General features: G+C 68.9%; 12 protein-coding genes and 1 tRNA gene. 5 read left to right on the top strand and 8 right to left on the bottom strand.

What is annotated here, in order from left to right; all coding sequences use genetic code 11:
* Positions 1 to 79 precede the first annotated feature (79 nt).
* From ABFG95_RS16960 to ABFG95_RS16950, 3 genes are all read right to left on the bottom strand, one after another.
* Entirely contained in the window at positions 80 to 1,240 is a 1,161-nt protein-coding gene (locus ABFG95_RS16960) for a hypothetical protein (RefSeq protein ID WP_278993190.1), read from the bottom strand.
* Positions 1,241 to 1,331: 91 nt separating this feature from the next.
* Positions 1,332 to 2,408 (bottom strand): helix-turn-helix transcriptional regulator, encoded by a 1,077-nt coding sequence (locus ABFG95_RS16955; protein ID WP_278993196.1) that lies wholly within the window; start codon positions 2,406 to 2,408, stop codon positions 1,332 to 1,334.
* A gap of 442 nt (positions 2,409 to 2,850) precedes the next feature.
* Positions 2,851 to 2,925: transfer RNA gene (locus tag ABFG95_RS16950), tRNA-Arg, on the bottom strand.
* Positions 2,926 to 3,155: 230 nt separating this feature from the next.
* On the opposite strand from ABFG95_RS16950, the gene ABFG95_RS16945 reads away from it, so the two are divergent.
* Positions 3,156 to 4,076, top strand: a complete 921-nt coding sequence (locus ABFG95_RS16945; protein ID WP_278993192.1) for a c-type cytochrome — start codon at positions 3,156 to 3,158, stop codon at positions 4,074 to 4,076.
* Positions 4,077 to 4,163: 87 nt separating this feature from the next.
* Here ABFG95_RS16945 and ABFG95_RS16940 read toward each other — a convergent pair whose 3' ends face one another.
* From ABFG95_RS16940 to ABFG95_RS16925, 4 genes are all read right to left on the bottom strand, one after another.
* A complete protein-coding gene (locus tag ABFG95_RS16940; protein WP_341461528.1) occupies positions 4,164 to 5,750 on the bottom strand; it encodes a 3-hydroxyacyl-CoA dehydrogenase in 1,587 nt (528 codons plus the stop codon).
* 12 nt (positions 5,751 to 5,762) lie between these two features.
* Positions 5,763 to 6,992, bottom strand: coding sequence for a CaiB/BaiF CoA-transferase family protein (locus tag ABFG95_RS16935; protein WP_054503595.1), 1,230 nt, complete (start codon positions 6,990 to 6,992; stop codon positions 5,763 to 5,765).
* A 567-nt stretch (positions 6,993 to 7,559) separates the two neighbouring features.
* Positions 7,560 to 8,708 (bottom strand): acyl-CoA dehydrogenase family protein, encoded by a 1,149-nt coding sequence (locus tag ABFG95_RS16930; RefSeq protein WP_006386797.1) that lies wholly within the window; start codon positions 8,706 to 8,708, stop codon positions 7,560 to 7,562.
* Positions 8,709 to 8,743: 35 nt separating this feature from the next.
* Positions 8,744 to 9,367, bottom strand: a complete 624-nt coding sequence (locus tag ABFG95_RS16925) for a TetR/AcrR family transcriptional regulator (protein WP_020925435.1) — start codon at positions 9,365 to 9,367, stop codon at positions 8,744 to 8,746.
* Between the two features lie 199 nt (positions 9,368 to 9,566).
* Between ABFG95_RS16925 and ABFG95_RS16920 the strand changes: the two genes are divergently transcribed.
* Complete coding sequence (locus tag ABFG95_RS16920) at positions 9,567 to 10,538, top strand: nitronate monooxygenase family protein (protein ID WP_278992567.1); 972 nt, start codon at positions 9,567 to 9,569, stop codon at positions 10,536 to 10,538.
* Positions 10,535 to 11,275: an enoyl-CoA hydratase-related protein gene (locus tag ABFG95_RS16915; protein ID WP_049070868.1), complete on the top strand. Its 741-nt coding sequence runs from the start codon at positions 10,535 to 10,537 to the stop codon at positions 11,273 to 11,275. Before ABFG95_RS16920 ends, ABFG95_RS16915 begins: the two co-directional genes overlap by 4 nt.
* Positions 11,276 to 11,390: 115 nt before the next feature.
* Here ABFG95_RS16915 and ABFG95_RS16910 read toward each other — a convergent pair whose 3' ends face one another.
* Positions 11,391 to 12,224: an enoyl-CoA hydratase/isomerase family protein gene (locus ABFG95_RS16910; RefSeq protein ID WP_006392559.1), complete on the bottom strand. Its 834-nt coding sequence runs from the start codon at positions 12,222 to 12,224 to the stop codon at positions 11,391 to 11,393.
* A gap of 100 nt (positions 12,225 to 12,324) precedes the next feature.
* On the opposite strand from ABFG95_RS16910, the gene ABFG95_RS16905 reads away from it, so the two are divergent.
* Complete coding sequence (locus ABFG95_RS16905) at positions 12,325 to 13,194, top strand: NAD(P)H-hydrate dehydratase (RefSeq protein ID WP_059269108.1); 870 nt, start codon at positions 12,325 to 12,327, stop codon at positions 13,192 to 13,194.
* A 121-nt stretch (positions 13,195 to 13,315) separates the two neighbouring features.
* On the top strand, positions 13,316 to 13,549 hold the full coding sequence (locus ABFG95_RS16900; RefSeq protein ID WP_049070864.1) for a hypothetical protein: 234 nt from the start codon (positions 13,316 to 13,318) through the stop codon (positions 13,547 to 13,549).
* Positions 13,550 to 13,913 lie beyond the last annotated feature (364 nt).

Genomic DNA, 13,913 nt, shown 5'->3' with positions numbered 1-13,913 from the left:
GGCCCCGCCGGCCGCGGTAGGCCCTGACAAGGGACCACGATGTTGCCTTGGCGGCAACAATCAGCACGGGCCGCGCCCGCTATCGCTTGCGCGATGCAAAGCGCCAGCACGCCGTCCGAGCCTTGCTGCCCGTGGTGATCGTGGTCGTGTCGAACGACTCGATCAAGGGCTGGCCACCCACGCAGGCCACGATGAAGGTGGACTGCGTGTCGTATCGGTACGCCATCCGGTGGGTGGCCCCGGGCGCCAGGCCGAGGCCCTGCGTGACATAGGTTTTTCCAGTTCGCGAGAATTCGCTGTCGTGCGGCCGGCACACGGTGCCATCATGGGCGCCCTTGGCCGGAACGACGTTGCAATATCCCACGGTCACGGATGCGCCGCAGACGTTGGTGTAGGTGATGTAGCCTTCGGACGTCATGCCCCGCTTCAGGCACTCGCCCTGGTTAGGCCCGTACGCGAGCCCCTTGGTATCGGCGGCCGGCCCGGCGCCGCCAGACGTGGCCCCCGGCGCCCCGGCCGCCGGCTTGACTGGCGCCGCCGCAGTGCCGGACAACTGTGCCACCCGCCGCGCCCAGGCGCTCTTCAGGCACGCCACCATGGGCGCCCCCGCGCCTCCCGTCTGGAGCGACTCATATTGGCGCAGGCTTTCCCGCGCTTCGGCCAGGTTGGCGCTGCTCAACTGCCTGGCATGCCGGGCAATGGAAGCGGTGGCGCCGGCGGTGTTGCCGGGTCCGTACGTCTGCCGGATCTCCGCTTCGCACACCGGCTTTACCGCGGCGTCCGCCTTGGCGCCGGCCGTGGCGGTCGATGGTGATGTCGCCGGCACCCACTGGACGATCTGGGGCGGATAGCCGTTCTGGCGCAGCGTGCGGATGCGGTTTTCGTATTCGGAGCGCAACTCGGCTTCATCGCTATCCTCACCCAGTCCCGCGATATGACAAAAATAGGAGTGCGGATTGCCGTCGCGCTCGCCATTGTCTTCGCGGTAGACACCGCTACTTTTGAGATAGTCGATCCACTGCGCATTGAGCGCCTTCAATCTGGCCCCCTCCGCGCGGTCGACCTGGAAGACCGCCGTCCGGTAGTACTGGTACTGGTCGCGGCCGATTCCATCGCCCACCCGCGCCAGCTGGATGCGGGCCTCGCAAAAAGCGGATGCGGCCAGCGCGGAGTGCGCGGCAAGCAGGCCGGGCAGGACCAGGGACGAACGGAGCAGAAGCTTGCGGATCAGGGCGCGCATAAGGCCTTCCAGCGAAAGACGGACGGATGGAGACAGTATTCGCAAGCGACCGGCGTGCGCATCTCCAGGATGGGGGATGCGGCCGAACGCCCTACGCCCCCAGCACCAGCGCGCTCAACTGCGCGGCCCGCGTGACGCCGGTCTTGGCGTAGATCGCCTTCAGTTGGAACCGCACCGTTCCGAGCGTCACGCCCCGCGCCTCGGCGCATTCGCGTGGCGACAGGCCGTCGCGGCAAAGCAGCAGGGCCAGCTCGGCCTCGGCCTGGGTCAGGCCGTGGAACAACCGCAGGCGCCGCGCCCTGGCGGCGGGTGCGGCGAGTGCCGCGCCGCTCATCAGCGTCAGGCGCCCTGGCGCCAGGCCCGCGAGGCGCGATCCTTCCGGGACCGGCGTCAGCGCCAACGGCAAGGGCGCACCGCAACGCTTGCGCAGCAGCAGGCCGCCGGCCAGGCAGGCCGCATGCCATTCGGCGTCGCTGCCGCAATGCCGGACAGCCAGGCGGCCATCGACGATGCGCAGCTCGGGCTCGGCGGCCATCAACCTCTCGGCCGCGCGGTTCGTCATGACGAGCCGGCGGTATTCGTCCAGGATCAACAACGGCGTTCCGATGCCGTCCAGGACGGACTCGGCGATGGCCAGCCGTGTTTCCAGGTGCCCCACCCGCGCCCGCAGGCGCAGGGCGCGGCTGACATGCGGGTAGAGCGTATCGATGGCGCGCCGCTGTCCGTCGGACAGCCCGCGTGAATCCGTCGCGCCGCTCAGGCTCAGGTAGGCGCTGTCGAACGCGCCGCGATGCAGGAAAAGCCCCGACAGGCCGCCCAGTCCATACGGCCGCAGGAACTCCTGGTAATAGGGATGGGATTGGCGCTGGCGTTGCGAAAAGGCCCTGGTGTCCTCGAACCAGCGTCCGGCCCGCCACGCGGACACGACCGGCACCACCGGGTCGAGCGCGAAGAACTCTCCGCCATAGGCTTGCTGGAACGTGACCGTCCAGGCGTCATCGTCGCCCGCCGCGACATTCACCGATGGGCGCAACGAGGTCTGGTCCAACGCCATGAGGACGGCAAGGCGTCCATCGGCCAGGCGCCGGATCCTGTGCAGCGGCACGTCCCAGCCATGTTCGCCGAGTCCGGCCATGTAGATGTCGTGGATCACGCCATCCAGGGTCATGCTGTTCAAGCGCTTTGCTCTGGAATCCATGCTGCGACGTTTCGCCCCGTGCGGATGAACCAGGCAACCACGGACTGTGCCGGAAAGCCGGTCGTGCGGGCAGGATACGGAACGCGGCAATGCCGCGTCAATCGGGAAAGACCGGACAGCCGGGGTTATTCGACGGGAGTCGCCGGCAGCCCCGCGGGCAGGGTGTCGGCGCAGAGGGCGAGGTCGACGGCTCCCGCCTGCAGACGCCTGTGAGCTCCGCACGCGGCAAGTGGATTCATGGCGAAGCCGACCAGCAGGAAAAGACGAAAGAGGCTGCCGCCACGCCGAGCATTCGGCGCTGTCGCCAGACTTGGGGGGCAAGGAAGGGAACAAAAAAGAGGCGAAGCACTCGCGCTGATGGGCGCAGCCTGGATCCGAAGTGGACCCGAAAAAACGCAAGTGCTTGATCTGATGGCGCGCCCGACAGGAATCGAACCTGTATCAAGAGCTTCGGAAACTCTCATTCTATCCATTGAACTACGGGCGCAGCGCAAGGAGGCGGTATTGTACCTAGTTTTGCGCAATCTGCATGAAGTGGATCGATTCGCCGGGCAAACTGCGTGAAAACCCCGTCCGTCCGTTGGACGCGCGTCCCTGACACCGTTATATAATCCAGCGTTTGCTTGCAAGGCGGTCTGCTTTTTGCCGCCCTTTGTGCAGTACTGATTTTCTGTTGCCGCCGCCAGGCGCCCCGGTACCCGTTAGCAGGATTTGGTCATGAGCAACGAGCAGGAACACATAGAAGAGCACTCCTCCCCCATCAAGACCCCGAAGCAACTGATCGTCACGGTCATACTGGCCTTCGTGGTGCCTATCGCCATCATCATCCTACTGGTGAACATGGTCGCCTCGGGCGCCAAGGTCGGCGCCGGCTCGGATACCCTGTCCACGGAAGCCGTCACGAAACGCATCGCCCCCGTCGCGGGATTCGAACTGGTCGACGCCAACGCGCCCAAGGTCTTCAAGACCGGCGAACAGGTCTTCCAGGCCGTCTGTACGGCCTGTCATACCGCCGGCGTGGCGGGCGCGCCCAAGGTCGGCGACAACGCCGCGTGGGCCCCCTTCATCAAGTCCGGCTTCGACGCGATGATGAACGTCGCCCTGCATGGCAAGGGCGGCATGCCCGCCAAGGGCGGCAACCCGACTCTGTCCGATTTCGAGGTTGCGCGCGCCGTGGTGTACATGGCCAACAAATCCGGCGGCTCGCTGCCGGAGCCGGCCGCCCCCGCTGAAGAAGGCGCCAAGAAGGAAGCCGACGCCGCGCCGGCCGCGCCCGCCGGTGCCGCTCCCGCCGCCGCACCGGCTGCCGCGGCTCCTGCTGCTGCCGCGCCCGCTGCCGCTGCGCCGGCTCCCGCTCCCGCCGCCGCGCCCGCGCCGCAACAGGCCGCCGCGGTCAACCCCGCTGGCGAGAAGCTCTACAAGAGCGTCTGTTTCGCCTGCCACGCCACCGGCGTGGCCAACGCTCCCAAGTTCGGCGACAAGGCCGCCTGGGAGCCGTACATCAAGACCGGCATGGACGCCATGGTCAAGGTCGCGATGCAGGGCAAGCCGCCGATGCCTCCCAAGGGCGGCGCGGCCAACGCCTCGGAAGACGACATCCGCGCGGCCGTGCAATACATGGTGGACGCGGCCAAGTAAGCCGCGCACACCCCGGGCGCGGCGCCGCGCCGGTCGAAAAAAAAGCCCCTCGATGCATCGAGGGGCTTTTTGTTTGGGGCCGCGCCGTCAGTCGGCGGCCGAGGTCTTGAGCAGCGACATGCCCAGCTGCACGCGGCGTTGCAGCCACAGGCTGGGACGATAGCGCGGATCGCCGGTGACGCGCTGGATGTTCTTCAGGATCTCCAGGATGCGCTCCGCGCCCAGCGCGTCGCCCAGGGCCAGCGGGCCCACCGGATACCCCAGGCCCAGCGTCACGGCGCGGTCGATGTCCTCGGGGGTGGCGATCTGCTGTTGCGCGATATCGGCGGCGATGTTGACAATCATGGCCACGATGCGCTGCGCGACGAAGCCGGGAGAATCCTCGACCACCGACACCGGCACGCCGTCGCCGGCCAGCACCGCGTGCGCGGCATCGCGCCATTTGGCGTCGGTTCCCGGCGACACCATCAGGGTGCGGCGCTTGGCCTTGTCGAACGCGTGCAGCGTATCGAGGCCGACGCAGCGCGCCGGATCCAGCCCTTGCGCCGACACCGTGGTGGATACGTCTTCACCGAACGGCGTGACGATGATGAGCGCATCGGCCGCCGGCGTGGCGCCGGACACCAGCGGCGCGCCCAGCTTTTCCAGTAGCGCGGTGGCGCGCGCGTAACCTTCCGCGTGGCGCGGGCTGACCCAGACCTTCAGGCCTTGCGGCAGCGCCGGCACGGGCGGCTCGGCCGGCACCTGCTTCTGGCCGTCCACATACTTGTAGAAGCCCTCGCCGGCCTTGCGGCCGATCAGGCCGCCGGCCAGGCGCACGGTGGTGATGGGCGACGGACGGAAGCGCGGTTCGTCGAAGAACTGGCGGTAGATGGATTCCATCACCGGATGCGAGACGTCCAGCGCGGTCAGGTCCAGCAGCTCGAACGGGCCCATGCGGAAACCGGCCTGCTCGCGCATGATGGCATCCACCTGCGCGAAGCTCGCCACCGATTCCTGCGCCACGCGCAGGCCTTCGGTGTTCATGCCGCGACCGGCGTGGTTGACGATGAAGCCGGGCATGTCCTTGGCGCGCACCGGCGTGTGGCCCATGCGGCGCGCCAGTTCGGCCAGCGCGTCGCCGGTCTCGGGCGCGCTGCGCAGGCCGTCGATGACCTCGACCACCTTCATCAGCGCCACCGGGTTGAAGAAGTGATAGCCCGCGACGCGCTGCGGCAGCTTGCAAGCCGCGGCGATGGCGGTGATCGACAGCGACGAGGTGTTCGAGGCCAGGATGCAGTCGTCGGCCACCACGCCCTCCAGGGCGGCGAACAGGTCGCGCTTGACGTCCAGGCGCTCGACAATGGCTTCGACCACCAACTGGCATTGCGACATGTCGGTCAGCGCCGTGGCGGACTCGACGCGCGCCAGCGCGGCCTGCGCGTCGGCGGCGGTCAGCTTGCCCTTCTCGGCCAGCTTGTCCCAGGTCTGGCGCAGCGACTCGCGCGCGGCGGCCACGGCGTCGGCGCTGGTGTCGTACAGGCGCACGCGCAGGCCGGCCTGCGCCGCGATCTGGGCGATGCCCCGCCCCATGGCCCCGGCGCCCACGACGCCGATGGTTTGAATCTCCGTCATCAACTTCTCCTGCCTGTCATTGGAATGGTGTGTGCGCCGCGCCCAGCGCGGCGACGGGATGGCGCGCGCGGATCAGGACGGGCTTTGCGCCAGCGCCTGGATTTCCGCGGCCGACAGCCCGAGCTTTTCGGCCAGCACCTGCGCGGTGTGTTCGCCCAGCATGGGCGGCGCGCGGCGATATTCGACCGGGCTGCCCGAGAACTTCAGCGGACTGGCGGCCATCGGCACGGTGCCCGCGGTCGGATGCGGCAATTCGCGCTTCATGCCGCGCGCCAGCACCTGCGGGTCTTCGTAGACCTGGTCGAGCGTATTGATCGGGCCGGCCGGCACGCCCACGGCCTCGAGCGAGGCGAGCCAGTGATCGCGCGCGCCGGTGGCCATGCGTTCGGCCAGCAGCGGCACCAGCGCCTCGCGGTTCTTGACGCGCTGCGGGTTGGTGGAAAAACGCGGATCGGCCGACAGCTCGGGCAGGCCGATGGCGCCGCAGTAGTTGCGGAACTGGCTGTCGTTGCCGACCGCGACGATCAGGTGGCCGTCGCTGGCGGCGAATACCTGGTACGGCACCAGGTTCTGGTGCGCGTTGCCGGCCCGGCGCGGCGCGTTGCCGGAGGTCATGAAGTTCAGGTTCTGGTTCGCCAGCATGGCGACCTGGCAATCCAGCAGCGCCATGTCGATGTGCTGGCCCAGGCCGCTGACCGAGCGCTCGTGCAGCGCGGCCAGGATGCCGACGGTGGAGTACATGCCGGTCATCAGGTCGGCCACGGCCACGCCCGCTTTCTGCGGGCCGCCGCCGGGCAGGTCGTCGCGCTCGCCGGTGATGCTCATCAGGCCGCCCATGCCCTGGATCATGAAGTCATAACCCGGGCGGCTGGCGTACGGACCGGTCTGGCCGAAGCCGGTGATCGAGCAGTAGATCAGGCGCGGGTTCGCTTCCTTGAGGCTGGCGTAGTCCAGGCCGTACTTGGCCAGGCCGCCGACCTTGAAGTTCTCGACCAGGATGTCGCTCTGCAGGGCCAGTTCGCGCACCAGTTCGGCGCCGCGCGGCGAGGCGATGTCGAGGGCGACGGAGAACTTGTTGCGGTTGGCCGAGAGGTAGTAGGCGGCTTCGGTGGTGTCGTTGCCGGCCGCGTCCTTCAGGTACGGGGGGCCCCAGGCGCGGGTGTCGTCACCGGCGCCGGGGCGCTCGATCTTGATGACTTCGGCGCCGAGGTCGGCCAGGTTCTGGGTGCACCAGGGGCCGGCGAGAACGCGGGTCAGGTCCAGGACGCGGATGCCTGTCAGGGGAGCGGGACGTTGCGACATCTTTTATCTTTTCGCCAAAGAGTATTAGGTCAGTGGGGATATTAGCCGGTGGGGGCTTGGGTGTGTTGGGGTGGTCGTTTTGGGGGGACGCGGGTGGGTTCTTTAGACGCCCTTTGCGGTGTGGCGTGGGGAATGGGGGGCTACGATTGCGGTCAGGAGCGTTCGCTCCGGACTGCCCCTTACTCATCCTCGTCCTCGCCTGCGGCGACTCCTTCGGATTCCGTCGGGCGCATCTACACGCCCCCCATTCCCCACGCCACACCGCAAAGGGCTGCGCTGAAGGTTCATGGCGGGTGCTGGGGCGGACGGTTTGCTTGGCATTTTGATGGCGACCATCGGGGGGGTGGAGAGGTAGTGCGGGGCCCGCCAAAGGCGGCTGCGCGGGCAGCCTTCTTTGGCTTACATGCTGTTTTGCGGTTGGGTGATGACGCTGCGCGGGGGTGGAGGACCTTCACGTTGCATGAGCGCCTGGCGGCACACGAGGCATGGCGCCCTGCCCTATTGCTCCAGTGTTGAGGTGTCGGCATCGGGGGTGGCGGGTGGATGCCCGCCACACCTTCTCCCTGCTTAACTGTTGGCCTTGATGACCTCGCGGGCGATGACCAGTTGCTGGATTTGCGAGGTGCCTTCGAAGATGCGGAAGAGGCGCACGTCGCGGTAGAAGCGTTCCACGGCGTATTCGGACATGTAGCCGGCGCCGCCGTGGATCTGGACGGCGCGGTCGGCGACGCGGCCGACCATTTCGGTGGCGTAGAGCTTGCAGCAGGCGGCCTGCATGGTGGTGTTCTCGCCGCGGTCGCGCAGGCGGGCGGCGTCCAGGACCATGCAGCGGGCGGCGTAGAGTTCGGCCTGGCTGTCGGCGATCATGGCCTGGATCAGCTGGAACTCGGCGATGGGCTGGCCGAACTGCTTGCGTTCGGTGGCGTACTTGACGGCGTCGCGCAGCAGGCGGTCGGCGATGCCGACGCACAGGGCCGAGATGTGAAGGCGGCCCTTGTCGAGCACGCGCATCGAGGTGCGGAAACCATTGCCTTCCTCGCCGCCCAGCAGGGCCGAGGCGGGGACGCGGCAGTTGTCGAACACCACGTCGCTGGTGAGCGCGCCGGCCTGGCCCATTTTCTTGTCGGGCTTGCCGATGATGAGGCCGGGCGTGCCGGCTTCGACCAGGAAGCACGAAATGGAATTGGCGCGGCGTTCGGGCGCGGTGCGCGCCATCACCGAGAACAGGCCGGCGATGGGCGCGTTGGTGATGTAGCGCTTGGTGCCGTTGAGCACGTAATGGTCGCCGTCGCGTTCGGCCGACAGGCGCAGCGCCATGGCGTCGGAGCCGGCATCGGGTTCGGTCAGCGCGAACGAGCCGATCAGTTCGCCGCTGGCCAGGCGCGGCAGGTAACGGGCGCGCTGTTCGTCCGTGCCGGCCAGCACGATGGCCTGCGAGCCGATGCCGATGTTGGTGCCGGCCAGCGAACGGAACGCGGGCGAGGTCTGGCCCAGTTCGAACACCACCTTCACTTCTTCTTCCATCGTCAGGCCCAGGCCGCCGTGGTCGGGCGAGATCGACAGGCCGAACAGGCCCAGCTCGCGCATTTCGGCGACGATGTCCGGCGGCACCTGGCCGCTGGCGGCCAGTTCGTCCTCGGCGGGAATCAGGCGTTCGTGCACGAAGCGGCGCACGGCGTCCAGCAACAGGGTCAGGGTTTCGGTATCCAGGGCCATGATGTCAGTCTCTCGGGAGTGCGGGGCGGCGGCGCTCAGGGGCGCATGCCGCCAACCAGTAAATCGAAATAGCCGGCGGCGATGGTCTCGGCGCTGTCGCCCTGGCCGGGCTTGTACCAGCGCACCATCCAGTTCAGCATCGACAGCACGGCGCGGCCGGTGGCGGGCACGTCCAGCGGCCGGAACGCGCCCTCGGCCACGCCCTGCGCGATCAGGTCGCGCAGGCGCTTCTCGTAGCCGTCGCGCAGCCGGGCGGCGTCCTCGCGCTCGGGCAGCGCCATGCCGGAATAGCCGATCAGCATGGTGACGAACTCGGCGTGGTGCTGCTCGAAATAGCGGGCGTGGCCGACCATGAAGGCGCGCAGGCGGGCGGCGCCGCCCTCGGCGCGCGCCACGTCCTGGCCGACGCTCTGGTTCAGGCCATTGAGCACCGCCAGGATGATGGCGTCGTAGATGTCCTGCTTGGTGGTGAAGTAGTGATAGATGGCGGCCTTGGACACGCCAATGGCGGCGGCCAGGTCCGACACCGAACTGCCGTCGTAGCCGCTGCGCGCGAACAGCTTGGCGGCTTCGGCCAGGATGCGTTCGCGCGGGGCCGCCAGCGTTGGCGGTCGGCCGGCGCGGGCGCGTTTGGTGGCGGGGGCTGCGGAAGTCGCCATGAGGGAACCTGGTAAGGCGGCGTCGAGGCAGGCAATGCCGGACCACGGGCGGTTCCGTTCCATTGACAGCGGTTCGACGCTTGCCGTTAAATAAAGATTAATTAATTACCGGACGGTCGGTAGGTAATTGTAGGCACATCCCTTTCCGCCATGCAAGCGCGGCTTGGGCGCTCAACCCGAAACCACACGTGACGCCGTTATGCCCCACTCCCTAGTGACAGATCTGTATGGCCAGATGTCCCTGCCGGTCATCAGCGCCCCCATGTTCATCGTGTCCAACCCGAAGCTGGTCGTCGCCCAATGCACGAGCGGCATCGTCGGTTCGTTTCCGGCGCTGAACGCGCGTCCGCAGAGCCTGCTGACCGACTGGCTGGACGAGATCCAGGCCGGCCTGGCCTCGTACCGCGAGGCCAACCCCGGCGCCGCCGTCGCGCCCTACGCCGTCAACCAGATCATCCACCAGTCCAACGACCGGCTCGACCAGGACCTGGCTGTGTGCGCCAGCCATCGCGTGCCGCTGATCATCACCAGCCTGCGCGCCCCCGGCGACCTGGTCAAAGGCATCCACGACTGGGGCGGCAAGGTGTTCCACGACGTCACCACCATCCGCCACGCCGAAAAGGCGCTGGAAGCGGGCGTGGACGGCCTGATCCTGGTGTGCGCGGGCGCGGGCGGCCATGCCGGCACGCTCAGCCCGTTCGCGCTGGTGTCCGAGGTGCGCCGCTTCTACGATGGCCCGCTGATCCTGTCGGGCGCCATCACCTCCGGCGCCCAGGTGCTGGCCGCGCTCGCCATGGGCGTGGACTTCGCCTACATGGGCACGCGCTTCATCGCCAGCGAGGAAGCCAACGCCAGCGAGGGCTACAAGGCCGCCATCGTCGAGGCCAGCGCCGCCGACATCCTCTACACCCCGTTCTTCACCGGCATCCCCGGCAACTACCTGAAGGCCAGCATCAGCGCCGCCGGCCTCGATCCGGCCAACCTGCCGCAGCCGGACAGCAGCGCCTCCAATTTCGGCTCCAGCCGCGTCAAGCCGTGGAAGGACATCTGGGGCGCGGGCCAGGGCGTGGGCAACATCGGCAGCGTGCAGCCGACGCGCCAGATCGTCGACACGCTGCGCCGCGAATACGCCGAGGCCAAGACGCAACTGGCCGCCAGGACCTTCGCATGAGCGCCGGGCTGCGGGTCACGCGCGACGGCGCGGTGCTGACGCTGGTGATCGACCGCCAGGACCGCCGCAACGCCCTCGACACGGCCACCTACACGGCGCTGACCGAACAGATCGCGCTGGCCAGCGCCGACACCGGCGTGTCGGCGGTGATCCTGGCCGGGGCCGGCGAACACTTCACTGCCGGCAACGACCTGCGCGATTTCCAGGCCGAACGCGGCGCCGGCGACAGCGCCGGCCTGACCTTCCTGCGCGCGCTGACGCAGGCCGACGTGCCGGTCATCGCCGCCGTCGAGGGCTACGCCATCGGCATCGGCGTGACGCTGCTGCAGCATTGCGACTTCGTCTACATCGGCGAAGGCGCCACCCTGCGCATGCCGTTCGTAGCGCTGGGCCTGTGCCCGGAGGGCGCGTCCAGCCTGCTGATGCCGCGCCTGGCCGGCGCCCGCCGGGCCGCCGAATGGCTGTTGCAGGGCAAGGCGTTCTCGGCACGGGAAGCGTGCGAGGCCGGCCTGGCCACCGCGGTCACCGCCAAGGGCGGCGCCCTGGCGGCCGCGCAGGCCACCGCCGCCAGCCTGGCGAAACAACCGCCGGCCGCGCTGCGGCTGACCAAGGCCATGCTCAAGCGCCCGGACCGGCAGGCGATCCAGGACACGCTCGATTACGAGGCGCAGCAGTTCCGCGCCCGCCTGCAGACGGAAGAGGCGCAGGCGGCGTTCGCGGCGTTCTTCAAGAAGTGAATCCGGCACGGCCGGGCGCCTTGCGCGCCCGCGCCGCCGCATGCGACGCCTGGGCCGGGACGCTTGGCCAGATCCCGCCCGGCGCGGGGCCGGACGCGGCCGGCAGCCGTCCTTGTCAGAAGGGCGAGTCGGGCCGGAAGTTCGGCGCCCGCCGCTCGCGCAGCGACTGCACGCCTTCGCGCACGTCCGGGCCGCCAAATCCCATGAACTCCAGCGCCAGCGACGTATCGAAGGTCGGGCCGGCCATGCGCAGCCAGTTGTTCAGTGAATACTTGGTCCAGCGGATCGCGGTCTGCGAGCCCGCCGCCAGGCGGTTGGCCACCTCGAAAGCGCGGCCGATCAACTCGGCCTCGTCCACGCACAGCGACACCAGGCCGATGCGCTCGGCCTCTTCGCCGCTCACGGTTTCGCACAGCATCAGGTAGTACTTGGCGCGCGCCATGCCGCACAGCAGCGGCCAGACGATGGCGGCATGGTCGCCGGCGGTGACGCCCAGGCGGGTGTGGCCGTCGATGATGCGGGCGTCGCGCGCGGCGATCGAGATGTCGGCCAGCAAGCCGGCCACCAGCCCCGCGCCCACGGCGGCGCCGTGCATCGCCGACACGATCGGCTTGCTGCAGTTGATGATGTTGTAGACCAGGTCGCGCGCCTCGCGCCAGACGCGGGTGCGCACGTCGAAGTCGTCCGCCATCTGCTGCACCAGGTCCAGGTCGCCGCCGCCCGAGAAACCCTTGCCCTCGCCGCGGATCACCACCACGCGGGTGTCGGGGTCGGTGTCGATATCGCGCCAGATGTCGGCCAGCTCGCGGTGCATGCGGTCGTCGGCGGTGGACAGCTTGCCCGGCTTGCCGTCCTTGGACCCCATGATCAGCTCCAGCACGCCATTGGGATGGCGGCGCAGCTTGAGGGACTCGTAGGCGGAATAGTGTTCCAGCGTGATATCGGTCATCGTCGTCTCCGGTGGCGCGGGCGGAAGGCCGCGCGTTTTGGGGCACTATAGTGGATAGCCCCATCCCCAGCGCCCGCCGCCGATCCCGGAGCCTCAGCCCATGAACACCCCCGCCCCCTCCTTTGCCGGCGAGATCCGCCGCGACGACCTGCCGGCGTTGTTCGCCGTGCGCGATCCGGACACCCACAAGGGCAGTTTCGGCACCGTTGGCGTGGTGGGCGGCGGGCGCGGCATGGAAGGCGCGGCGCTGCTGGCCGCGCGCGCCGCGCTCAAGACCGGCGCCGGCAAGGTGCTGGTGGGCTTCGCCCAGGACGCGGCGCCGCTGCCCTGCGATCCGCTGCAACCCGAACTGATGCTGCGCGACGCGCGCTCGCTGCTCGACACGGACTGGGGCGTGACCGCCTGGGTTGCCGGGTGCGGCATCGGCGCCGGCCCGGGCGCGGCCAACGCCCTGTCCGAGCTGTTCGTGTTGCGCCATGGCGCGCCGCTGGTGCTGGACGCCGACGGCCTGAACCTGCTGGCCAACGGCGGCATCCAGCCCAACTGGGGCGACGGCCCGGTGGTGCTGACCCCTCACCCGGCCGAGGCCGGCCGGCTGCTCGGCCTGGACACCCCCGGCATCCAGGCCGACCGCCCCGCCGCCGCCCAGGCGCTGGCGCGGCGCTTCGGCGCCTGGGTGGTCCTGAAGGGCGCGGGCACCGTGGTCTGCGCGCCGGACGGCACCTGGTGGCGCAATACCAGCGGCAACCCCGGCCTGGCCACGGCCGGAACCGGGGACGTATTGGCCGGCATCCTGGGCTCGCTGCTGGCCCAGCGCCTGCCGCTGGCGCAAGCCGTGGCCGGCGCGGTCTGGCTGCACGGCGCGGCGGCCGACGCCCTGGTGGCCCGGGGCATCGGGCCGATCGGGCTGACTGCAGGCGAACTGGCGGACGCCGCCCGGGGACTGCGCAACGGCGGGCCGACCGCCTAAGTCCCTGGGGGCAAAAACATTTTTACAACATACTAGGGTTTTCCCCTAAAAACGCGTTGCTTTTGATTTAGGGTTATCCCTATAATGGTTTACCCCAAGACGAAACGGACTGGAGAAAACCATGAGCGAACTGACCCTGAACCACACTGCCCGCCTGACCGACGCGCTGGAGCGCGACCTGCTCCGCGGCGCCCTCGAGAACCAACCGAATTCCCACCCGCTGACCAACCTGAAGAAGGCTGGCAAGGCGATCGCCGCCGCCGTTGCTGGCGTGTTCGCCTTCATCGACGAAGTCAACGAGTCGATGAACAAGGCCCGCGCCGCCAGCTCGCGCTTCTCCGGTTCGCAGTGGTAAGACCAGCCGTGCCGGCCTGAGTCGCGACCGATCTCCCGCGATTCAGCCTGGCACGCTGCCGGTGCGACGCCCGCCGCCCACGCGGCGCCCGCTGCATCGGACCCGGCGCCCGGGTCTTCATCACCGGGCGCCATCGCGCCGCGCCGGCCCCACTTGCGGGGCCCCCGCGACGCCCTCCACGACGCAATACTCGATCGCCCCAGTGCGAAGCCGTCCCGAAGCGGGACCGCCTCGAACTGGGGCGATCGGCATTTTTCGCACGGCTTCGCCCGCTATTCCCCCTCTCGGCGTTTACCCTGACGCCGGCCCGGCGCGCATTGACAGCGCGCGAAGCCCCTATCGATAATCGGCCCCTTGCCGTCGT

Source organism: Achromobacter sp. HNDS-1, from assembly GCF_040084795.1.
Classification (GTDB): domain Bacteria; phylum Pseudomonadota; class Gammaproteobacteria; order Burkholderiales; family Burkholderiaceae_B; genus Achromobacter; species Achromobacter ruhlandii.
The sequence above is the reverse complement of the archived record's forward strand: the minus strand, read 5'-3'. Positions and strand labels throughout refer to the sequence as shown.